Origin of the sequence: Mesorhizobium sp. B2-4-3, assembly GCF_006442815.1 — a bacterium.
Classification (GTDB): domain Bacteria; phylum Pseudomonadota; class Alphaproteobacteria; order Rhizobiales; family Rhizobiaceae; genus Mesorhizobium.
Map to the genome: position 1 here is coordinate 15,707 of NZ_VFVL01000035.1, position 20,075 is coordinate 35,781.

20 protein-coding genes are annotated in these 20,075 nt (G+C 65.6%); 8 read left to right on the forward strand and 12 right to left on the reverse strand.

Annotated elements, in window-relative coordinates; genetic code table 11:
* Positions 1 to 387: 387 nt before the first annotated feature.
* The 4 genes from FJ956_RS25665 to FJ956_RS25680 all read right to left on the reverse strand — a co-directional run bounded on the left by FJ956_RS25665 (position 388) and on the right by FJ956_RS25680 (position 3,873).
* A complete protein-coding gene (locus tag FJ956_RS25665; protein ID WP_140681541.1) occupies positions 388 to 2,349 on the reverse strand; it encodes an acyltransferase family protein in 1,962 nt (653 codons plus the stop codon).
* Between the two features lie 132 nt (positions 2,350 to 2,481).
* Positions 2,482 to 2,703, reverse strand: coding sequence for an alkylphosphonate utilization protein (locus FJ956_RS25670; RefSeq protein WP_040980560.1), 222 nt, complete (start codon positions 2,701 to 2,703; stop codon positions 2,482 to 2,484).
* An 86-nt stretch (positions 2,704 to 2,789) separates the two neighbouring features.
* A complete protein-coding gene (locus tag FJ956_RS25675; RefSeq protein WP_140681543.1) occupies positions 2,790 to 3,275 on the reverse strand; it encodes a RidA family protein in 486 nt (161 codons plus the stop codon).
* A 379-nt stretch (positions 3,276 to 3,654) separates the two neighbouring features.
* Complete coding sequence (locus FJ956_RS25680) at positions 3,655 to 3,873, reverse strand: hypothetical protein (protein WP_140681545.1); 219 nt, start codon at positions 3,871 to 3,873, stop codon at positions 3,655 to 3,657.
* 345 nt (positions 3,874 to 4,218) lie between these two features.
* Between FJ956_RS25680 and FJ956_RS25685 the strand changes: the two genes are divergently transcribed.
* Together FJ956_RS25685 and FJ956_RS31070 are read left to right on the forward strand one after the other, a co-directional pair.
* Positions 4,219 to 5,151, forward strand: coding sequence for a hypothetical protein (locus FJ956_RS25685; RefSeq protein ID WP_140681547.1), 933 nt, complete (start codon positions 4,219 to 4,221; stop codon positions 5,149 to 5,151).
* 655 nt (positions 5,152 to 5,806) lie between these two features.
* Complete coding sequence (locus tag FJ956_RS31070; RefSeq protein WP_263497842.1) at positions 5,807 to 5,929, forward strand: hypothetical protein; 123 nt, start codon at positions 5,807 to 5,809, stop codon at positions 5,927 to 5,929.
* Positions 5,930 to 6,191: 262 nt separating this feature from the next.
* Here the strand turns inward: FJ956_RS31070 and FJ956_RS25690 are convergent, their stop codons facing one another.
* The 3 genes from FJ956_RS25690 to FJ956_RS25700 all read right to left on the reverse strand — a co-directional run bounded on the left by FJ956_RS25690 (position 6,192) and on the right by FJ956_RS25700 (position 7,824).
* Complete coding sequence (locus FJ956_RS25690) at positions 6,192 to 6,419, reverse strand: hypothetical protein (protein WP_140681549.1); 228 nt, start codon at positions 6,417 to 6,419, stop codon at positions 6,192 to 6,194.
* Positions 6,420 to 6,532: 113 nt separating this feature from the next.
* A complete protein-coding gene (locus FJ956_RS25695; RefSeq protein ID WP_140681551.1) occupies positions 6,533 to 6,736 on the reverse strand; it encodes a hypothetical protein in 204 nt (67 codons plus the stop codon).
* 158 nt (positions 6,737 to 6,894) lie between these two features.
* Entirely contained in the window at positions 6,895 to 7,824 is a 930-nt protein-coding gene (locus tag FJ956_RS25700) for a LysR family transcriptional regulator (protein ID WP_140681553.1), read from the reverse strand.
* A gap of 133 nt (positions 7,825 to 7,957) precedes the next feature.
* On the opposite strand from FJ956_RS25700, the gene FJ956_RS25705 reads away from it, so the two are divergent.
* The 4 genes from FJ956_RS25705 to FJ956_RS25720 all read left to right on the forward strand — a co-directional run bounded on the left by FJ956_RS25705 (position 7,958) and on the right by FJ956_RS25720 (position 12,465).
* Entirely contained in the window at positions 7,958 to 9,445 is a 1,488-nt protein-coding gene (locus FJ956_RS25705) for an MFS transporter (protein WP_140681555.1), read from the forward strand.
* A gap of 284 nt (positions 9,446 to 9,729) precedes the next feature.
* Positions 9,730 to 10,041 (forward strand): hypothetical protein, encoded by a 312-nt coding sequence (locus FJ956_RS25710; protein ID WP_140681557.1) that lies wholly within the window; start codon positions 9,730 to 9,732, stop codon positions 10,039 to 10,041.
* Between the two features lie 304 nt (positions 10,042 to 10,345).
* Positions 10,346 to 11,710 carry a nodulation protein NfeD gene (locus tag FJ956_RS25715; RefSeq protein WP_140681559.1) on the forward strand — a complete coding sequence of 455 codons (1,365 nt, stop codon included), beginning with the start codon at positions 10,346 to 10,348 and terminating at the stop codon, positions 11,708 to 11,710.
* Positions 11,707 to 12,465, forward strand: coding sequence for a slipin family protein (locus FJ956_RS25720; RefSeq protein ID WP_140631594.1), 759 nt, complete (start codon positions 11,707 to 11,709; stop codon positions 12,463 to 12,465). The genes FJ956_RS25715 and FJ956_RS25720 overlap by 4 nt, the downstream gene beginning before the upstream one ends.
* 39 nt (positions 12,466 to 12,504) lie before the next feature.
* Here the strand turns inward: FJ956_RS25720 and FJ956_RS25725 are convergent, their stop codons facing one another.
* The 3 genes from FJ956_RS25725 to FJ956_RS25735 form a co-directional block, all read right to left on the reverse strand.
* Positions 12,505 to 12,993, reverse strand: coding sequence for a hypothetical protein (locus tag FJ956_RS25725; protein ID WP_246672170.1), 489 nt, complete (start codon positions 12,991 to 12,993; stop codon positions 12,505 to 12,507).
* 280 nt (positions 12,994 to 13,273) lie between these two features.
* Complete coding sequence (locus tag FJ956_RS25730) at positions 13,274 to 13,663, reverse strand: VOC family protein (protein ID WP_140681564.1); 390 nt, start codon at positions 13,661 to 13,663, stop codon at positions 13,274 to 13,276.
* Between the two features lie 34 nt (positions 13,664 to 13,697).
* Positions 13,698 to 13,907 (reverse strand): hypothetical protein, encoded by a 210-nt coding sequence (locus FJ956_RS25735; RefSeq protein WP_140681566.1) that lies wholly within the window; start codon positions 13,905 to 13,907, stop codon positions 13,698 to 13,700.
* 142 nt (positions 13,908 to 14,049) lie between these two features.
* On the opposite strand from FJ956_RS25735, the gene FJ956_RS25740 reads away from it, so the two are divergent.
* Complete coding sequence (locus tag FJ956_RS25740) at positions 14,050 to 14,433, forward strand: SgcJ/EcaC family oxidoreductase (RefSeq protein WP_140681568.1); 384 nt, start codon at positions 14,050 to 14,052, stop codon at positions 14,431 to 14,433.
* A gap of 103 nt (positions 14,434 to 14,536) precedes the next feature.
* Here FJ956_RS25740 and FJ956_RS25745 read toward each other — a convergent pair whose 3' ends face one another.
* Entirely contained in the window at positions 14,537 to 15,466 is a 930-nt protein-coding gene (locus tag FJ956_RS25745) for a LysR family transcriptional regulator (protein WP_140681570.1), read from the reverse strand.
* Between the two features lie 99 nt (positions 15,467 to 15,565).
* Here FJ956_RS25745 and FJ956_RS25750 point away from each other — a divergent pair, with 99 nt between their 5' ends.
* The gene (locus FJ956_RS25750) at positions 15,566 to 16,576 is read left to right on the forward strand and encodes an NAD(P)-dependent alcohol dehydrogenase (RefSeq protein ID WP_140681572.1); all 1,011 of its coding nucleotides are present in this window, start codon (positions 15,566 to 15,568) and stop codon (positions 16,574 to 16,576) included.
* 179 nt (positions 16,577 to 16,755) lie between these two features.
* Here the strand turns inward: FJ956_RS25750 and FJ956_RS25755 are convergent, their stop codons facing one another.
* Entirely contained in the window at positions 16,756 to 19,821 is a 3,066-nt protein-coding gene (locus FJ956_RS25755) for an autotransporter domain-containing protein (RefSeq protein WP_140681574.1), read from the reverse strand.
* Positions 19,822 to 20,075 lie beyond the last annotated feature (254 nt).

Here is a 20,075-nt window from a genome sequence, read left to right on the forward strand (position 1 = left end):
CCCCCAGCTTCACCAGCCGTTACGGTGTGCAGCGTCTGGTACGAGGAGTATTTCGACATCACCGACGCCATCCAGCGTGAGACGTCATTGAAGCGCTGGCCGCGCCCCAATGGAAAGTTGAATTGATCGAGAAGACCAATCCGCAATGGTTCGAGCTCTTTCGCGGAGTTGGCTGGTGAAACGTTCTGGACCGGGGTGGCTCTCAACCGTCACGGCATGGATTCTAGGGTCTGCGCGCGTCGCTTCGCTCCTTGCTCCGCCCTAGAATGACGAAGCGTAGGTGGGCATCCCTTCCCCCTCTGGCCTGCCCGTCCTCCGCAGCAGCTGCGGAGGGTGGAGCGGCCATCTCCCCCTCAAGGGGGGAGATTACGTGCTCCGCCGTCTCGCCTACCGCCCCACCTTCGAAATCACCCTTTTCTCCACCTCCGGCTCCAGCGATTCCGCGAAGGGCGTCGCCATATGGTGCTGGTCGCGGAAGGCGAGCTTGCCGTCGATGAAGACGTGGCAAATGGTGGCGCTGCAGAAGCGGTCGGTGAGATCGACGTAAGCGGCGTTGGGAATGCTGTCGACGATGTCGCGCTCCACCGCCGCCATGGCGTCGTTGGCGGCGTAGGCGCGCGTCTGGTCGCAGCGCGAGGGCGTCTCGTCCCGCCACAGCGCCCGCGCCACGCAGGTGTCGACATTCGCGTTGTTGAACGGCACGTCGCGGATGAAGGCGACCTTGAGGCCGGCCTTGCTCATGCTGGTGAGGGTGGAACGCAGGCCGGCCCGCCAATCGGCGTCCTGGCTCCGCGTGTCGCCGCTGCGGCCGGCCATCTTGCGGCCGCTGGTCAGCGCCAGCTCCGAGATGACCACCAGCGCCGGTCTCGCCTCGATGATCTCGGCGATCGCCTGCTCGCGCCAGCGGTCGCACTCGCTGTAGGGACGCTTGAGCTCGGACGACCAGACGCTGATGCGCGAGGCGCGGCAGGAATTCTTCAGCCAGGTCACCACCCGGTAGCCGTTCTTCCGGCCGGCCTCGATCAGTGGCGTCGACCAATGGTCGGCATGGGAGTCGCCGAAGAGGGCGATGAGGCGCTGGCCATCGCCGAACACGCAAGGCTTCGGCGTCACGCTCTGGTAATCCTGCACGCAGCCGGCTTTGGCCCGGGCCGTCGACGGTTCGGCGGCGCTAGCGGCGATGATGCGCTGTTCCGGATCGATGTCGTGCACGGCAAGCCTGGCATTGCCGTAGGCGGCTGCGACGCCGGTGCCGGTCAGGAGGAGGGCCGGCACCAGCGCCCGCGCCGCACTGGCCATCAGCCAGCCGTTGCGACGGATCGGGTTCTCGATGAGATGGTAGCTGAGGATGGATAGCGCCAGCGTCACCGCAAGGCAGTAGAGCCGCTCGGCCGGCGTCAGCTCCGGCGCCAGCATGCCGGCATAGACGATGACCGGCCAATGCCACAGATAGAGCGAATAGGAGAGCTTGCCGATCCATTGTAAGGGCGGCAGCGCCAGGGTGGCATTCACGCCGCCCCTGGCGCCGGCCGCTCCCGCCTTGAGCAGAAGGACCGTGCCGGCAACCGGCAGAAGCGCCAGAAAGCCGGGGAAGGGAGCGTCCTCGCTGAAGGTGAGATATGCGGCCCCGATCATCGTCAGGCCGGTCAGGCTTAACGCCCGCCCCAGCAGCGGGCGCTCCTGCAACAGCCGTGCCGGCGCCATCGATACGAGGCCGCCGGCAGCAAATTCCCATGCGCGCAGCGGCGAAAAATAGAAGGCCCAGGGCTGCGACACGCTCGTCAGCCAGGCACAGGCGATGAAGGAGACGAGGCCGACGGCGCCGATCGTAATCATGATGGCGCGCTTGCCGGGCTTCACCCAGGCGGCCAGCAGCAAAAGCGCCGGCCAGGCGAGATAGAATTGCTCCTCGACCGACAGCGACCAGTAATGGATGAACGGGTTGCTCGTGGCGTCATTGGCGAAATAGTCGAACGACCAGCGGATCAGCCACAGATTGATCATATAGGCCGAGGCGAACATCGCGCCCTTGGAATAAAGCGCCTGCTCCTCCGGCGACAGGATGAGCGCGCCGGCGGCAAGCGTCGCGGCGATGACGAAAAGTGCCGCAGGCAGCAGGCGCCGCGCGCGCCGGGCGTAGAAGCGCAAAAGGTCGAGCCGGCCGGTCTGGGAGATCTCGGCGACAATATGGCGGGTGATCAGATAGCCCGAGATGACGAAGAAGATGTCGACCCCGGCAAAGCCGCCGGGCAGCGCGGTGAGGCCGAAATGGAAGGCGACCACGCCCGCCACAGCCACCGCCCGCAAGCCTTCGATGTCGGGCCGGAAATCCTGCGCAGGTGTTGACACGAATACGAACCTCACGATGCTCGTTCGTATCCCGCCTGCCGCAAAGCCTCGGCCTTATGCGCCGATATCGCAATGCAACAAATCTAACGCGGTGCAACATAAGGGGAGGCGGCGCTCCCGATCTCTCCGCCGTCACGCCTTCTTCAGGAACTCTGTCTTCAGCACGAGGCCCTTGACCTGCTTGGTGTTGCATTCGATCTCGCCGGGATTGCCGTTGAGCCGGATGTTCTTCACCAGCGTGCCGCGCTTGATCGTTTCCGACGTGCCCTTGACCTTGAGGTCCTTGATGAGGGTCACGGAGTCGCCGTCTTTCAGCGGCGTGCCGTTGCTGTCTTTCACGATAGGGTCCGTCATGGCGGGTCTTTCATTGGTTGGATGGCCTTGGCCCGCCTATCGCGCCGACCACGGCTTGGTCAAGCTGCGCTGGAACCAAGCGAGGCTCATCCCCCAATCATCACTTCGGCCTCGATCTCGACCGGGAAATTCAGGGGCAGGGCGGCGACGCCGATTGCGGTGCGGGCGTGACGGCCGATCTCAGGGCCGAAGACCTCGAGGATGAGCTCCGAAAAGCCGTTCATCACCGCCGGCGTCTCGGTGAAGCGCAATGCCGAATTGACCATGCCGTGCACGCGGCACCAGCCGGTGATCCGGTCGAGGCTGCCGAGCTGGCGTTTCAGGCTGGCGAGCATCGACAGCCCGACCTTGCGGGCCGATGCCCGCGCCTCGTCCAGCGACACGCTCTCGCCGACCGCGCCGAACGGGCCGGCCAGCGAGCCGTCCGGCTCCTGCGGCCCGTGGCCGGAGATATAGGCGCGGTCGCCGCGCACATTCACCCAGGGAAAGGGCAGCACCATGCCCGGCGGCAGTTTCAGCGGCGGCGGCAGCACGATGCCGAGCGCGGCAAGCTTTTCGTCGGCACCCGGCATGGCACGGCCTTCCCTCTTGTACAGCGCCATCGCGGCGCCGTGGCCGAGCTTTCCGGTTCGCTGGCCATTCGTCAAGAACGGCTTGGATGTGAAAACGACTTGGATGTGAAGAAGAATAACCCGGCATGGCGCTGGCCGAGCGCTTCGCCCGCGCGGACCGCAGCCCTTGCGGCCCGCGCGGGGGCAGGCGCCGCCCCGCCGGCGGCGCTGAGCCTCCCAGCCCTCAGGCTGGCCGGGTGGCTGTTGGCCGGGCCATCCGGCCGTTGCTTTTTCCTCGCCGATCCCGGATCGTGAACCGGCTATGGGTCCGCCGGAATGGCTACCTTTTGTCTTACGCGGTTGCGGACCAAAACCGCCGCGCACGGTTCCCGGAATTGCTCTAGAAGTGAAGGTCCAGAGGCTGCGGATAGGCTTGGCCCGGTTCGACGTCCTTCGACGTCAGACCCGAAGGCACGATGCCGCCGGTAGCCGTCTGATCGAGCAGCGGCCGGCTCTTCTCGGTGCCGGTCTTTGCCTCGGTCGGCGGGACTTTCGTTTTGGCTTCGGCGGTTTGCGACAGCGCAACCGCCATAACAAGCGCGGCTAGAAGGATTTTCATGACAGCTCCCCTGAATTCACCCCGAAGCGACCCTAGCGCTGCTTGTCTCGCCGCGAAGGTCACATGCGCGGAACATGGTGGAATTCTTTGGAATTCCAGGAATATTAGCAGATGGAAAATAGTTGAAGCCAGGGATGGAGATTGTTTGCCGGCATGCTAGCCAGGATCGTCGGAGAAGCCCGGCGATTCCCGCCGGAACTTCGAAATACCTGATGCATGTCGCCCAGAAGTGCGCAGCGGTTCTGGGACAACGACATGCAGCAAAACAAAGTCTTAAAGCGCGTCGCCTGAATCCGGTTCGGCGCGACGCGCTTTAGGCGGCGAAGAACATCGAGGACCTTTTGCATGGCGCAGCAAATCGCGCAAAAACTAAGGTTGACCTCGGCCGTGCTGGGAACGGTGACCCGCAAGGACCTGGCGGCGGCGTTCCGCGCCGTCAACCCGAACACCGCGTTCGATCTCGGCCGCGCCGACAAATGGCTGCAGGGCCGCGCGCGGCCGCGACAGATGAGCGTCTATGACGACTGGGCGAGGCTGCTCGAACTGGAGCAGTCCGGCGCCTGGATCGCCGAGAGCGATCTGCGGGCTTTCACCGCCGCCATCGCAGCCCGCCACGGCGTCGACAGCGCCGAGCTGGAGCGACGCGCCGGCATGCAGTTCGATGCCTCCTCGCATGACGAGCGCGGAGCCGGCTCCGGGCTTGCCGGAACCTATGCATGCTATTCGCGCGCCTGGTCGCCCTATTATCGCGGCCAGCTCATCAAGGGCCGCCTGTCGATCGAGGCCGGGCCAGGCGTGCATGGGCTGACGGCTACCTATGGCGAGACGCTGCCGACGGGGCACTTGCAGCTCGTCGGCCCGGTGATGCCGGCAAAGCGCGGTGTCTATCTGCATCTCAAGGATGTCGGCGGCGACACGCAGTTCTTCCTGTGCCTGTTCCCGCAGACACAGCCGGTCAGCGTGCTCGGCGGCTATATGTGCGGCTCGGCCGTCATTGGTCCCGAAGCGCAACCCTCGCTGACCCGGATCCTGCTGGTGCGGCTGCGCGATGCGGCAACCGGTGCCGGGACATGGGGCGGGTACCTGCCGGCCGGTAGTTCGATTGCCGCCGACCTGGTAAGCCTCGGCATCGGCCTGGAACATCCGGAAGCGGTCGACCGCCAGCTCGATCGATTTCTCGACGCCTATAGCGACGACGGCGCTATCCAGATTCCGCCGGGAGAGTTCCGCGCCATCCTCGACGTGTTCGACCGCCATTGGCTGCAGCACGCGGGTTAACCCCATCATCGCAAACCGACGCTTGCTAGACGTGACAGGCTTTCGGCGGTGACTGCCGCCGCACCATCCTCCGGCTTCACGTTTTGAGTTTCTCAGGAACGCGCCGCCGGCTTTGATCGGTTTTAAAGCAAGCACTTTTTAAAGCTGAAAGCGGACCGGCCAGGAGCGGGCGGCGCACTTCGAAGGTGCCCGCCCGTCCGGCGCCGCCGCCAAGCTGCTGAAACCCCGTCCGTCCCCAACAGCAACGGTCATGGCGTGACCAGTGGTTGCGGAGTGCCATTGGCGCGGTGCCCTGTCAACGCCACCGGCGAGCGGCCCGGAAGCGCCTTCTTAGCCGATTTTTCGGACCCGAAGCACGCATCGCAGCCATGCCGGGGGCATGGTGAAAAGCGACGAAATGGCGGAATTCCGGGCTTTTCCGATGTCCACCAGGCAGCGCCGCACATATATGCCTATCCGCTTGAATAGGCTGATTTTTCGCCGGCCGGCATGTCGCTTCGACCCCGACTTTTTTTGGGTGCAATTCGGCAGCGCAGCATTGGCGCCCGGCGACGACGGGTTCCGCCTTGAAAACGGCATCGGACCCGTTTGTGTGCCGTTTCATGATCCGCTCACGAAAGACGTGATACAATGTCGATGAATGGGGGAAGTTGCGATGGCCAATCGGTTGTTCGAGGTTCTTGCCAGACGGCGGTCTTGGCTGGATCGGGTCGCATTGGGGCTGCTTGTCTTCCTGGCGACCCTGGTCGCCGCGCTGATGGGCGGCGCCAGCACCTAAAGCATGTCTCCCGAAAGTGGGAACCGGTTTCGGGGTAAAGACATGCGTAAAATCAAAAACCTAAAGCGCATGGAGCGAATCTGAAAGATCGCGCCGCGCTTTAAGTGCGATGCCATGAAAAGTGTGGCGGGTGGGCTCGGCGACTTCGCCGTAGCCTTCCGTCCGGAGCGTAACGACAAAGAGATAGGGCGTTTAACCGTTTCCGTGAAACGCATAAAAGCAATTCCGGGAAAAGTGCGAAGCGTTCAAAGCCTCGGATCGCCTATGTCCTCTGTCCAATTGCCTTGAATTCGAAGATCATCGGCCTGAGCCTGACCGGCCTCGGCCGCTCGGTGAGGTCGACGACGCGGACCCACCTGTCGGCGCCGGCACGCAACGTGACTTTCCGGCCAAGCGCCTTCTCAGCCGCCTCGAAAGGCGTCTTGGCTTCTGCCGAATGCACCGCGACGACGGCTTCGCCGTCTATTTCCTCGACTCGATAGGTTTTCATGCGGGGCGCCCGCCGTTCCGCTCGCCCATATATATTATATTAGAAATTACGAATAAAAGCCAGATCAGATGTAGTGACAAGAAAAGCCGGCCGAAGTTTCAGTCCTGCACAATTTAGTCCTGTATCGTGGAGGGCATGCCGTAGCCGCGCAGGCCGGTTCCGTTGCAGGCCTGGCAGGAAACCCGTTGTCCATGGCAATTGTCGCGCAACGCGCCCGAGGGGCAGCATGCGCCGTTCGACGCCACCTGTTTCTCGCACTCGAACACCTTGCCGGCACCCAGGCACCGGGGGCAGGCGAACTTCCTGAATTCGCTCAAGCGAGCCTCCGGCTGTTTCACAGGCGCCCGGCAACGCGCTGATTGCGCTGCGGGTTCCATGACAGACACGGTTTGTCCTGCGTGCGATAGTATAAATTAGTTATGACTAATATTATAGGGACCTGTAACGCGCGGTTGGTTTCCGTGGGGCCGGCTTATCAGGGCAAAGGTTCCTCGTCCTGGTGAAAGGAGGGAGAGGAAAGGCGGCATACCTCTTTCACCAGCCCGCGCAACCAGCGATGCGCCGGATCGGCATCGAGCCTCGGGTGCCACAAGAGCGAGATCGTCAGCGCCGCGAGCTTCACCGGCAGCGTGAAGGTGAACAGGCCCTCGCGCAGGGTGCCGGTATAGCGCTCCGGCACGGTGGCGATGAGGTCGGAGCCGCGTGCCAGCGCCAGCGCCTCGGCGAAGCCGCCGACCACGGTCGTGACTTTCCGCGTCAGCCCGGCGCGTTCCAAGGCGTCGTCCACCGGGCCGCGGTCGAGGCCGCGGCGCGAGATCAATATGTGCCGGCCGGCGGCGAAGCGGGCGGCGGTGATGCGGCCTTCGCTCAAAGGATGGCCGGCGCGCGCGACGCCGACGAAGCGGTCGCGGAACAGCGCCTGCGTGCGTATCTCGGGTCCGGTCGAGCCGCCGACCACGCCGGTCTCCAGATCGACCGTGCCCCCGCGCATCGGGCCGCTGTCCTTGTCGGGCTTGGGCACGAAGCGCAGTTGCACGCCCGGCGCCTCCTCAGCCACGCGGGCGAGCAGCGCCGGACCGAAATTCTCGACGAAACCGTCGCTGTTGCGGAGCGTGAAGCTGCGGTCGAGCCGCGCAAGGTCGAGCCGTTGGGCCGGCCGCAGCACCGCTTCGGCCTCCGTCACCAGCCGGCCGACCTCGGCGCCCAGCTCGATGGCGCGCGGCGTCGGCACCAGGCCGCGTCCGGCGCGCACCAGAAGCGGGTCGCCGGTTGTCTCGCGCAGCCTCGCCAGCGCCCGGCTCATCGCCGAGGGGCTGAGCCTCAGGCGCCGCGCGGCCTTTGCGACGCTGCCTTCGGCAAGCAGCACATCGAGCGTGACGAGCAGGTTGAGATCGGGTCGCGACATGGTCCGACCATAGCATGGATCGGTCAAACAGGCATGGCGTTTGGTGCACTGTTCAGGTGCAAACGCTGCGTGTTCCGCCATATCGATCGCACGCATATCTTCCCGGGCAAGTTCAACCGACGGAGAAGAAATCATGGCCGACATTGCCGAAACCCGCACCGCGCCTGGAAGCCATTCGACGGCGGGGGCGCTAGCCGGCCTGTCGCTTGCCATGCTCGTCTCCTCGCTCGCCACCAGCATCGCCAATGTCGCGCTGCCGACGCTGAGCGTGGCCTTCGCCGCGTCCTTTGCGGCGGTGCAATGGGTGGTGCTGGCCTATCTGCTCACCATCACGGCGCTGATCGTCAGCGTCGGGCGTCTCGGCGATCTCGTCGGCCGCCGGCCGCTGCTGATTGTTGGTCTGGCGCTGTTCAGCGCCGCCTCGTCTGCCGCCGCGCTCGCGCCGTCGCTGGCCTTTCTGATCGGCGCCCGCGCCGTGCAGGGCCTGGGCGCGGCGGTGATGATGGCGCTGACGATGGCCTTCGTCGGAGAGACGGTGCCGAAGGAACGCACCGGCAGCGCCATGGGTCTGCTCGGCACCATGTCGGCGATCGGCACGGCACTGGGGCCTTCGCTTGGCGGCGTGCTGATTGCCGCCCTCGGCTGGCGCTCGATCTTCCTCGTCAACGCCGCGCTCGGCGCCGTCGCGCTGCTCGCCGCCTGGCGCTTCCTTCCAGCGGCGATACCCGCCGGCGAAGCGGCAGGTATCGTCCGCCGAGCGATGCCCGCCGGCGAAGCGGCAGGTATCGTCCGCCGAGCGACAGGTGTTCGTGGCGAGGCGAGGCGGCGCTTCGACACGGTTGGCACGCTGCTGCTTGCCGCCACGCTTGCCGCCTATGCGTTATCCATGACCACGGGGCACGGCCATTTCGGCAGCCTGAACATCGCGCTGCTCGGCGCGGCCGCGGCTGGCGCGGTGCTGTTCGTTATCGTTGAGGCCAAGGTGGCGTCACCCCTGGTCAAGCCCGCGCTGTTGCGCGACCCGGTGCTGGCGCCGAGCCTCGCCATGAACGCGCTGGTTTCGACGGTGATGATGGCGACGCTAGTCGTCGGCCCGTTCTTCCTGTCGCGCGGGCTGGGCCTCGGCGACGCGGCAACCGGGGCCGTGCTGTCGATCGGGCCGATCGTCTCGGCACTATGCGGTGTCATTGCCGGGCGCGCCGTCGACCGCCTCGGCGCGGCGGCGATGGTCACCGCCGGGCTGATGCTGATGGTTGCTGGTTGCGTCGCGCTCGCCGCGCTGCCAGGCCTCTTCGGTGTCGCCGGCTACGCGGCGGCCATCATCCTGCTCACGCCCGGCTACCAGCTCTTCCAGGCGGCCAACAACACCGCCGTCATGGCCGATGTCGACAGGAACGAGCGCGGCGTGGTGTCGGGCATGCTCAGCCTGTCGCGCAATCTCGGCCTCGTCACCGGCACGGCGGTGATGGGCGCGGTGTTCGCCTTCGCCGTGGGGACGGGGAACATCGCGACGGCGCCGCCTGAGGCGGTTGCCGGCGGAATGCGGTTCACTTTCACCGCGGCGTCGGTGCTGGTGGTGGTCGCAGCGGTGATTGCGGTGGCTGGACGAAGGAGCGAATGATCTCCCTTGGACCTCTCAAGGGAAAGATTCCAAGCTTCCGTGATCGCGTAATTTCGCCGCCGGCCACGAAGATTATCTTTGCCTTGCGGCGGTGCCCATTCCGCCTTCGGCCGGTGCCTCAGCTACCCCAACGAACCCCCACCCACTGCGGCGCCGGCCCATCCTCCCACCCGATCTCGATCGCGCGCCGGAGCGGATGGCGCATGTCCGTCCTCCCGGAACCAAAGCGGCGGGCAGCGGTTTACCCAGCCGAAGGGATGATCCAGGAATTGAGGAATAGAGCAATGAAAACAGTGCTTCTTGCTGCCCTGGCGCTCTGCGTCGCCGCACCTGCGGTCGCTTCCGCGGCCGAGGCCGATGTCGTCATCAGGACACATCACAGGCATTACTATCACCACCGCCCCGCCATCGTCATCAATGACGAGGGCCACCGCTTGCATCACCGCCATCACGGCACGGTCGCCTTCTATGACAATGGCGAGCGCGGTTGGCGTCACCGCCATCACCGCCGTGACGACACCGTCGTCGTCACCGGTTCGATCGGCCACCGGCACCACCATCGTCCGGTCGTCGTCGAGGGCGGCTCCGACTATTGACGCCTCGCGCCCCGGCTCGTGCGATCAGACACGGGCCGGGACGCTTTTTTCCGATTTGTCTCTCCAGGGGCCGATTTCCCTGCGCAGCGCTTTCAGCGCGCCGGCCTGAACCAGCGCCGCCGCCGGATTGAGGCAGCGCCAGCGCGATCGGGATGAGGATGCTGGCGCCGCGCTCCCTGGTCGTCTCGTAGACGGTATTCATAGCGCAACCGCGGCGCCGCCCACGGGTTGGCGCAGGTGCCCTTCGACGCCCATTGGACTTCGCCGCGACACAACCCATATTTGAACTCATGGAGCTTTGAGCGTGACCTTCGCGCGGGTGGCCCTTTTCGCCGCTGCCCTGGTGGCAGCGGCTGCCGTTTCTTCCTTTTCCTCGACCGGGAGCGGGAAGATCGCACTGAGCATTGCCATTGACGGTGCCATCGGACCGGCGAGCACCCGGCAGCTCGAGGAGGCGCTCGACACTGCTGCTGAACGCAACGCCGAAGTGCTCATCCTTCACCTCGACACGCCGGGCGGCCTGGTCACCTCGATGCGCGAGATGATCGCCGACATCCTGGCCTCGCCCGTGCCCGTTATCGGCTATGTCGCGCCGGCCGGCGGCCATGCGGCGAGCGCCGGCACCTACATCCTTTACGCCACTCATGTCGCGGCGATGGCGCCGGGCACCAATCTGGGCGCGGCGACGCCGGTCGAGCTCGGCGGGCTGCCGTCGCTTCCGGGCGGCGAGAAGGAAAAGGACGACAAGGGCACTGGGCCGCCGGCCGCCGACCCGATGATGACCAAGGTGACCAATGACGCGGTCGCGCTCATCCGCTCGCTCGCCGAGATGCGCGGCCGCAACGGCGACTGGGGCGAGAAGGCGGTGCGCGAGGCAGCGAGCTTGTCGGCCAACGCCGCCCTGCAGGAGCATGTCATCGACTTCGTCGCCCGCGACGCTACCGAGTTGCTGCAGCTTGCCGACGGGCGCACCGTCGATGTCGCCGGCGCCAAGAAAGTGCTGGCGACGAAAGGGCTGCCGGTCGAGACGCTGGAGCCTGGCTGGTTCATACGGCTGCTCTCCGTCATCACCGACCCGAACACCGCCGTCATCCTGATGCTGGTCGGCGTCTATGGCCTCGTCTTCGAGTTCACCAGCCCGGGCGCCGTGGCGCCTGGCGTCATTGGCACCATCTGCCTGGTGCTCGGGCTCTATGCGCTCAACCTCTTGCCGATCAACTATACCGGCCTGGCGCTCATGCTGCTCGGCATCGCCTTCCTGATCATCGAGGCCTTCAACCCCACCGTGGTGCTGGGGCTGGGCGGCGTCGCCGCCTTCCTGCTTGGCTCGGCCATGCTGCTCAGGGTCGAAGGGCCGGGCTTTGCCATGTCGTGGGCGGTCATCGGCCCCGCCGCCGTGCTGACGCTCGGGCTGGCGCTGCTCACCGGAACCTATGTCTGGGCGGCGCGCAGGAACCCGCCGCGCGTCGGCGGCGAGGCGATGCGCGGCCTGCCCGTCGAGATCGTCGACTGGCAGGGCGGCGAGGGCCATGTGCTGGCTTTGGGCGAGCGTTGGCGGGCGAGGGCCGACGAACCCGTCGCACCCGGCGACAGCGTCGAGGTGACCGACGTCAGCGACCTCGTGCTGACCGTGCGGCGCCGCGATGCGAGCAACAACGGAGTAAAATGATGGTCGGTTACGTGGCCTATCTCATCATTGCGCTGCTGGTGATCATCTTCCTGGCGGCGGCCATCCGCATCCTGCGGGAATATGAACGCGGCGTGGTCTTCACGCTCGGCCGCTTCACCGGGGTCAAGGGCCCCGGCCTCATCATCCTCATCCCTTTCGTCCAGCAGATGGTGCGGGTCGACCTGCGCGTGGTGGTGCAGGACGTGCCGCCGCAGGATGTCATCTCGCGCGACAATGTCTCGGTCAAGGTCAACGCCGTGCTCTATTTCCGCATCGTCGACGCCGAGCGGGCAATCATCCAGGTCGAGGATTTCATGGCCGCCACCAACCAGCTGGCGCAGACCACGCTGCGCTCGGTGCTCGGCAAGCACGAGCTCGACGAGATGCTGGCCGAACGCGACAAGCTCAACAGCGACATCCAGGAGATTCTCGACCAGCGCACCGATGCCTGGGGCATCAAGGTGTCCAATGTCGAGATCAAGCATGTCGACCTGAACGAGAGCATGGTCCGCGCCATCGCCAAGCAGGCCGAGGCCGAGCGGCTGCGCCGCGCCAAGGTGATCAACGCAGACGGCGAGCAGCAGGCGGCGGCGAAGCTGGTCGAGGCCGGCCGCATGCTTGCGGCCGAGCCGCAAGCCATGCAGTTGCGCTATTTCGAGGCCCTGCACGACATCGCCGGCGAGCGCTCGTCGACGGTGGTGTTCCCGCTGCCGGTGGATTTGCTTGGGCAGTTCATGAAGGGGCAGGGCAAGTGAGGCATTGACGCTGCCGGTCTCTTCCCCTAGGCGGCAGAGTCAATCGGCCTCGCCGCCAGAGCCCTTGCCGCATTCTGCCAGCACCTTGCCGATCGCGGCACCTGAGCCTTTCAGCGGAAAGCTCGTCTCGCCATATTTGTCGGCGGAAATCGTCACCTCACCCTTGCCGCGCAAGAGCGCCAGCAGCGGGTCGGAAGGGCCGGAGAGCTCGGCGGTGAAGTAGTTGTACATCGCCTCGAGCTCGAGCTTGTTGGTAACGCTCTTGCCTCCGGCTTTGAAGGTGAAGGAGCCGCTGATGCCGGGCTCGAGCTGTCCGCCGGCGGCGCCCAGATCATAGCTCAGCACCGGCCTGTCGAAGCAGGCCAGCATCAGATGCGCATCGCCCTTCGGCCCGCCGCACACCGACGCCATCAGCACGCTGCCGCCCTCGTCCTCCTCCATCTTGGCCGACCAGGAGGAACAGGGGACGGCGTGGGCGGGGAGGGTGGTGAGCAATGCCAGGATGATTGTTGATAGTGCGCGCTTCATGATCGTCCCCCTCGTGGTGGCCCGATCATACAGAGATTGGCGAAAACGGGCGAGCAGCTAATCTCGCCTCTTGTGGGGGAGATGTCCGGCAGGACAGAGAAGGGACGCCGTCCTGTCCTTCGTCATTCTAGGGCGGAGCAAGGAGCGAAGCGACGCGCGCAGACCCTAGAATCCATGCCGTTACCCCGGCCGTAAGATGCAGCGGCCCGGAACGGTCGCCATCAGCAGCGCCAGCTAAGAGTAGTCGCTGAAGCGCCGGCGGTGCCGGAGCCAATTCCGCTTACTGGCCCTGAGCCGGTTGGAACAGTTCCACAAGATTGCCGGACGGATCGACCAGCAAGATCTGCAATCCGCCTGGCCCTTTCACGATGTCGTTGCGGAAGCGGAGGCCTGCCGCCTGCAATCGCTCAACCTCCGCCGCGAGATCCTCGACGATCAGGTGAATGCGGTTCCAACCTCCGGGTCCTGGCTGTTCACCGTCGGGCATCGGTCTGCCCGCTGAGCTGGTCGGACCGCTCAAAAGCAGTCGAAGCGCTCCGCGTCTGACGTCCGCGAACGCCGGCGCATGGTTTGAAAGCTGCTCAAACCCCAGATGCTGCGTGTACCAAGCCACGGCGTCATCGACGTCGCTGACCATATAGCGGACGTTAACAGTCGCGGACGCGGACATGGTCCTGCCTCTGTTCTTTCACCACGAGGCCAGGTTACCGCCAAGCCGCTTCATTCTTCTGCTCGTAATCCTGGAACGCCTTGATCAGTCCGCCCAGAACCTCCGCCGACGTCTCGAACATCGCCTTGAACTGGGGTTCATCGACCTTTGCGATATCTTCCCGCAAGTGGTCCTGAATCTCCTTGAATGCCTTCTGCATTTTCTGGGTGTGGTGCCGCGGATCGCGGTCGGCTGCGCTTGCCATTGTCCTTCTCCATTTCGCGGAATCCTCCGCCACAAAACGCGGGCGATAGCGCTCGGGTTCCGTTCGCGGCGTTGCCGGCGACGGCAGGTGCACCAGGTATTGACGACAATCCGATCGCCGACGATTGCAAGGAGATAAACCGATGACCGATGACGCAACCGCGGTCCGCCACGTGGTCGAGACCTGGATGGCGGCGAGCCGGAAGGGCGATCTGGAGACCGTGCTTGGCCTGATGACGGACGATGTCGTCTTCATGGTTCCCGGCAAGGAGCCCTTCGGCAAGGAAGCCTTCGCCGCCACCTCCAGGAGCATGGGCGAGACCAAGATCGACGGTGACAGCGAGATCGTCGAGCTCAAACTGCTCGGCGACTGGGCCTACATCCGCAACCGCATCGATATGACGGCGACACCGCCCGGCGGCGAGCCGGTGCGGCGGTCCGGCTATGCGCTGACGCTGCTGCGCAAGGAGAATGACGGCCGCTGGCGGCTGGCGCGGGACGCGAATTTGCTGGCGGCAAAAGGGTAGGGCGCGGCCGCCGGAACTGCCGATCTCCCCTTCTGGGGCGAAGAACCTCGTCCTGCGGGCACCGCGTTCGCGATCACCGGCGCGACTGCCCGCTACCTCGCCCTTACTTTCGCCACGGCGGCTCCGGCGCAAAGCGCTTGCCGATCCAGTCGGCGAAGGCGCGGGTCTTGGCGGCCTGACCCTTGGCCGAGGGGATGACGACATAGACCGCGCCCTCGTCGGCAAGTGTCCAGTCTTCCAGGATCGGCACCAGCCGGCCGTCGGCGAGCTCGCGCCCGACCAGCCAGTCGGTGCTCATCATCAGGCCGACGCCCTGCACCGCGGCCTCGACCAGCACCTCGGCGTCGTCGCTGACCAACGGCCCCGAAACCTCGACGCGCACGCGCCGGCCCTCGCGGTCGGTCATCTCCCAGGCCGGAAAGGTCTGGAAGCCGGAGAAGCCCAGGCAGCTGTGCTCCAGCAGCGCCTGCGGCGTTTCCGGCCTGCCCCTTCTGGCGAGATAGGAGGGCGCGGCGCAGAGCAGCCGGCGCCGCGTCGCCACCTTGCGCGCCACCAGGCGCGAGTCCTCCAGGCTGCCCAGCCGCACGGCGACGTCGAAATTCTCGGCGACGAGATCGGCGAAGCGGTTGGAGAACTCTGCCTCGATGTGGACCTCGGGGAACTCCGCCAGGAATTGCGGCAAGAGCGGCCCGATCCACATACGCCCGAAGGTCCCGGGCAGCGCCAGCTTGAGCAGGCCGCGCGGCCCGCCGGCGGCATGCGCCGATGCGGCCGCCTCGGCCTCGTCGACCGAGGCCAGGATGGCGCGCACGCGTGGAAGGAATTCCGCTCCGGCCTCGGTCAGCGACACGCTGCGCGTTGTGCGGTGGAGCAGCCGCACCCCCAGTCGCTCCTCAAGCGACTGCAGGCGGCGCGACAGGATGGTCGCGTCGCGACCGACCCGCGCTGCCGCCCTGGTGAAGGAGCGCGCCTCGGCGATGGCCGCGAAGGCCGCCATTTCGGCAAGGGCGGAGGTCTCATGGGATTGCTGCATGTTGCGCAATACTCAAATGCAAGGACAAAGGATTATCGAGAAATAGCGCGGCAGATAGGTTCGCTCAATCGTCAATCGACCCGCCCACGGAGTGAACCCATGAAAGCCATCGAACTCAGCCAACCCAGGCTCGACGCCTTCCGCGCCGCCAGCATCGCCACGCCCGAACCGCAACGCGGCGAGGTGCTGATCCGCCAGCGTGCGGCGAGCCTGAACTTCGTCGATGTCGCTGTTGCAAGCGGCAATTATCCCGGCCCGGTCTTTCCGCTTGTTCCCGTCGCCGACGGCGCCGGCGAGATCGTCGCGCTGGGCGAGGGCGTGACGGGATTTGGCGTAGGCGACCGCGTGGTCGCCCACGCCAAGCCGCGCTGGATCGGCGGCCGGCCGCGTCCCCGCGAGATGACGCAGATGCGCGGCATTTCGTTGCCCGGGTCGCTGGCCGAATATGTCGCGCTGCCGGCCAACGCGGTCGTGCCGGTTCCGGCGCACCTCTCCTTCGAGGCGGCCTCGACCTTGCCGATCGCCGGCACCACCGCGTGGAACGCCATCCGCGCCGCCGATGTCGGGCCGGGCTCGGTCGTCGTGCTGCTTGGCACCGGCGGTGTCTCGATCTTCACGCTGCAACTCGCCAAGGCGGCCGGGGCCACCGTCATCATCACGTCGTCCTCGGACGAGAAGCTCGATCGGGCCAAGGCGCTCGGCGCCGATCACCTGATCAATTACCGCGCGACACCGGACTGGGACGGCAAGGTGCTGGAGCTGACCGATGGCCTCGGCGCCGACCTCGTCGTCGAAACCGGCGGCACCGCCACCTTCGCACACGCCGTCAACGCCACCGCGCCCGGCGGCACGCTGTTCACCATCGGCTTCGTCACCGGCGCCGAGGCGACCATCAACCTGCTGCCGATCATCATCAAGGCGCTGAAGGTGATTGGCAACAACACCGGATCGGTCTCGGACCTGCGCGACGCCGCGCGCGCCATCGGCGCTGCCGGGATCCAGCCGGTGGTCGACAAGGTGTTTTCACAGGACGAAGCGACCGAAGCGTATACCCACATGGCCGCCGGCGGCTTGCATTTCGGCAAGCTGGTGTTCGGATTGGATTGGTAGGGAAGGCACCGCCGGAGATCGGCGGAAGCGATGAATCTCTCGATCTCCCTGAATCCGATTTCGCTGACAGGGAGATCTGGGAGCTTCATTCGCCTCGCCGCCTGAACCCTTGCGCATACGGCCAGCAGAGGGGCGCGCCGTCGACCGAGCGTCCCTATGCTATCCTCCCCCGATCCTTCTCAGAACTTGACACTGAGGTTGGCCTTGGCGCCGTTGTCGGCGGTATGGGAACCGAACTGGCCGCTGTAGGACAGGCCGAGCGTGGCATTGGCCGACATCGGCACGTCGAATCCGGCCTCGATCACCACGCTGTCCCTGGCGATGGGCACGCCTGCGATGGTGAAGGCGTTGCCGCCGGCAAAGGCGAAGGTCGAGGTTGGCGTGACATCGCCGAAGGCATGGCGCCAACCGAACGTGCCGCGCGCGGTCGCGTTCATGCCGCCAAGCGCGACGTCGGTCGAGGCGCGCAGCCCGAGCGTGGTGAAGGTCGCATTGGTGGTCGAACTTGCGCTGGTCAGCGCTGCGGCACCACCCTTCTCGTTGAAGCCGTCGGTATGCACGCTGACATAGGCGAGATTGGCGAACGGCTCGAACTTGAAGCGCCCGGCATCGGCCTTGTAGGCTAGTTCGCCAAAGACTTGCGCCGTGCCGGCGTCGTAGTCGGCCGACAGTTGGTCGGCAAAGCCGTTGAAGGCAACGGAGCGTTTTGTCGAGATGCTGTTCCAGCTGTAGGCGGCGCCGGTGCGGAAGGCGATGGCGCCCCAGTTGGTGCCGCCATAGAGACCGAGATGATAGTTGTCGGCGTGGCCGCTGGAATTGCGGGCGTTGGCGTCGAAGGAGGTATGACTGTAGCCGCCGAGGAGGCCGACGCGCCAGTCGCCGACAAGGCCGTCGCCACCCGCCAGCAGCCCGCCGGTCGAGCGGTCGAAGGCAGCGGCATTGCCGTCGCTGCCGGTATTTCCCCAGGAGCCGAAAGCCTGGCCCCAGACGGCGAAGCGGTCGGTGTCGGCGGCCACCATCTCCGGCCCGCCCTCGCCATATGCCATGACCGGCAACGCGGCTGCGCCAGCCTCGCCGAAGGCGGCGCTGATCCGGTTGGTAGCGGCGTCGCGGATGAAGCGGCTGTCCTCCAGCAACATCCCCTTGGCCGAGGCATGGATCTCGCCCGAGAGCTGGTCGAAGGCGTCCTGAGCAACCGCCTGCGTCGGCAGCACGACGATCGCGTCGTAGAGCGGATTGCCCGCCCCAAGGCTTTCGGCACCGCCGCCGGTGGCGATCTGGTTGGGTGTCAGGCCAACTTGAGCGAAAGTTCTTTGGACCACATCGAGATAGACATGATTGGCATCATAGCTGTCGGCAAGGCCCAGGAAAGCCGTGCCGATATCGCCTGTGAGCGTGTAGTTTCCGGCGACGCCGCCGTCGGCCTGCAGCACCGTATAATGCGTGCCAACCACGTAAGGCGCCGCATCCGTCTTGACCACGTCGAGGATCGCGTCGGCGGCGATCGTGGCGGTCCCCGTCGCCTGGATGAGATCGGACTGGCCGGTCGAGGTCAATTCGGCCTGGTAGACCGAACCAGCTGCCTGGTCGATATCGCCCGCGACATTGAGGGTGCCGATCGAATTGCCCGGCGCGATGATGCCGCCCGATTGCGCCGCGATGCCGCCCACCGTGCCGTTGCCGCCCAGAACGCCGCCGGTGATCGTCAGCAGCGAGTTGGCCAGCGAACCGTTCACGGCGAGCCGGCCGCCGGTGACGAAGGTCGCACCGGTGAAGGCGCTGGAATCGGCGGTCAGGTTGGTGTTCCCGGCGATCTGGTTGATCGTGCCGATGCCGGCGATCACCGAGCCGAAGGTGTAGCTGGGGTCGGTGTGGTTGAAGTTGATCGTGCCCGTGCCCGGGCCGAACTGGATAGTCGCCGCATTGAGCGTGCCCGCGGCGGCCGCTGGCGATCCGCTCGCCGCACCGATGTTCAGCGAGCCGACGGAGCCCGCCAGGACGGCGATGTTGACCGCGCCGCCGGCCGACACCGCGCCGCCATTCGCGATCGTCAGCGTGCCTGTGCCGCCAACGCCGACATTGAGATCGCCGCCGCTGGTCCAGGTTGAGCCCGCGCCGCTGACCGTGGCCGAACCCATCGACCCGGCATCAAAGCCCAGATAGCCGGAATTGCTGGCGACCGTACCGCCGTTTGAAATCGCCAGCGTGCCGGTGCCATCTTCGCCAACATAGAGGGAACCGCTTGTCCAGGTCGAATCCGCGCCGTCGATTGTTACGGCGCCGATGGCGCCCGCGGCGGAACCTACAGTGCTCACTAGGTTGACGACGCTGCCGCCATTCGAGATCGTCAACTTGCCCGTGCCGGAATTGCCGACGCGCAGGTCCGAGAAATTGGTCCAGTTCGAGCCCGGTCCATCGACGGTGGCGGTGCCCGTGGAGCCCGCGGCATTGCCCAAATAGCCGGTTTGGCTGCTGACAACGCCGCCGTTTGAAACGGTCAGCGTGCCGGTGCCCCCGTCTCCGACCGAAAGGTCTCCGCTGTTTGTCCAGGTCGAACCCGGACCGTCGACCGTCACCGCGCCGTTGGAGCCCGCATGCCAGCCGATGGTGCCTACGGCATTGCTGACCGCGCCGCCCTTGGTGATGTTCAGCATGCCCGTGCCATGTTCGGCGATGTACAGGTCGCCGCTGTTGGTCCAGGTCGAGCCGATCCCGTCGACGGTCGCGGTGCCGGTGCCGCCGGAGCCGACATGACCCACCGTGTCGCTGACCGCGCCGCCATTGGAGATCGTCAAGGTGCCGGTGCTGCTCGGACTGGCGGCAAGGAAGAGGTCCGAACTGTTGTTCCAGGCCGAACCTGCTCCCGTAACAGTCACGACCCCGTTCGCGTCCGTAAGGTAGCCTACAAAACCGGCAGTGCTGGCGAGCGTGCCGCCGCTTTTGATCGTCAGCGAGCCTGTGTAGCTCGCAATGGTGCCGAGAAACAGATAATGCGCGGCCGCATTTGCCCCGTCTATCACGGTCGGATTCGGAAACTTCGGATTGAGCACGACGTCGTCACCCGACGTGGGAACAGCGCTGTTTTTCCAGTTTCCGGCGGCGAACCAGTCCGTGGAGGCAGCGCCGGTCCATATCGCGTCAGCCGAGGCAGTGATTGGCTGGCCAAGACAGACCATCGCGGTCGACGTCAGCGCCAGATACTTCAACGCCTTCGCCTTGTGGCTTGCAAATTCGTGCTGCGGCATTCAATCCCCTGACAGACAAGTCATTTCACCCTGAGGCTGACATGTCATTGGAGCCCGGCGTTGTCTTGGGCAGGGCCGCACCGGAATTGGACTGGAAAGAGGTGCCGGTTCTTTTCTGCGCGCTGTGATCGTTTGGCGCCACCAAGCATTTTGCAGCCAGCGGCGTCGCTTGGCGTCGCAGAAATGCGGCTAAAACAAACAGATAGAGCGGGATAGGAAAATCGGAAATCGCGTCGCCTGACCGGTTCCGGGAG

What these genes read in the sequence shown, in the direction of transcription:
- FJ956_RS25700 (WP_140681553.1), bottom strand. Translation starts at nt 7,824, where the DNA reads ATGTCGCGACCCGATCTCAACCTGCTCGTCACGCTCGATGTGCTGCTT.
- FJ956_RS25685 (WP_140681547.1), top strand. Translation starts at nt 4,219, where the DNA reads ATGGCGCAGCAAATCGCGCAAAAACTAAGGTTGACCTCGGCCGTGCTG.
- FJ956_RS25690 (WP_140681549.1), bottom strand. Translation starts at nt 6,419, where the DNA reads ATGAAAACCTATCGAGTCGAGGAAATAGACGGCGAAGCCGTCGTCGCG.
- FJ956_RS25730 (WP_140681564.1), bottom strand. Translation starts at nt 13,663, where the DNA reads ATGTCCGCGTCCGCGACTGTTAACGTCCGCTATATGGTCAGCGACGTC.
- FJ956_RS25725 (WP_246672170.1), bottom strand. Translation starts at nt 12,993, where the DNA reads ATGAAGCGCGCACTATCAACAATCATCCTGGCATTGCTCACCACCCTC.
- FJ956_RS25670 (WP_040980560.1), bottom strand. Translation starts at nt 2,703, where the DNA reads ATGACGGACCCTATCGTGAAAGACAGCAACGGCACGCCGCTGAAAGAC.
- FJ956_RS25755 (WP_140681574.1), bottom strand. Translation starts at nt 19,821, where the DNA reads ATGCCGCAGCACGAATTTGCAAGCCACAAGGCGAAGGCGTTGAAGTAT.
- FJ956_RS25680 (WP_140681545.1), bottom strand. Translation starts at nt 3,873, where the DNA reads ATGAAAATCCTTCTAGCCGCGCTTGTTATGGCGGTTGCGCTGTCGCAA.
- FJ956_RS25705 (WP_140681555.1), top strand. Translation starts at nt 7,958, where the DNA reads ATGGCCGACATTGCCGAAACCCGCACCGCGCCTGGAAGCCATTCGACG.
- FJ956_RS25720 (WP_140631594.1), top strand. Translation starts at nt 11,707, where the DNA reads ATGATGGTCGGTTACGTGGCCTATCTCATCATTGCGCTGCTGGTGATC.
- FJ956_RS25750 (WP_140681572.1), top strand. Translation starts at nt 15,566, where the DNA reads ATGAAAGCCATCGAACTCAGCCAACCCAGGCTCGACGCCTTCCGCGCC.
- FJ956_RS25710 (WP_140681557.1), top strand. Translation starts at nt 9,730, where the DNA reads ATGAAAACAGTGCTTCTTGCTGCCCTGGCGCTCTGCGTCGCCGCACCT.
- FJ956_RS25735 (WP_140681566.1), bottom strand. Translation starts at nt 13,907, where the DNA reads ATGGCAAGCGCAGCCGACCGCGATCCGCGGCACCACACCCAGAAAATG.
- FJ956_RS25740 (WP_140681568.1), top strand. Translation starts at nt 14,050, where the DNA reads ATGACCGATGACGCAACCGCGGTCCGCCACGTGGTCGAGACCTGGATG.
- FJ956_RS25675 (WP_140681543.1), bottom strand. Translation starts at nt 3,275, where the DNA reads ATGCCGGGTGCCGACGAAAAGCTTGCCGCGCTCGGCATCGTGCTGCCG.
- FJ956_RS31070 (WP_263497842.1), top strand. Translation starts at nt 5,807, where the DNA reads ATGGCCAATCGGTTGTTCGAGGTTCTTGCCAGACGGCGGTCTTGGCTG.
- FJ956_RS25745 (WP_140681570.1), bottom strand. Translation starts at nt 15,466, where the DNA reads ATGCAGCAATCCCATGAGACCTCCGCCCTTGCCGAAATGGCGGCCTTC.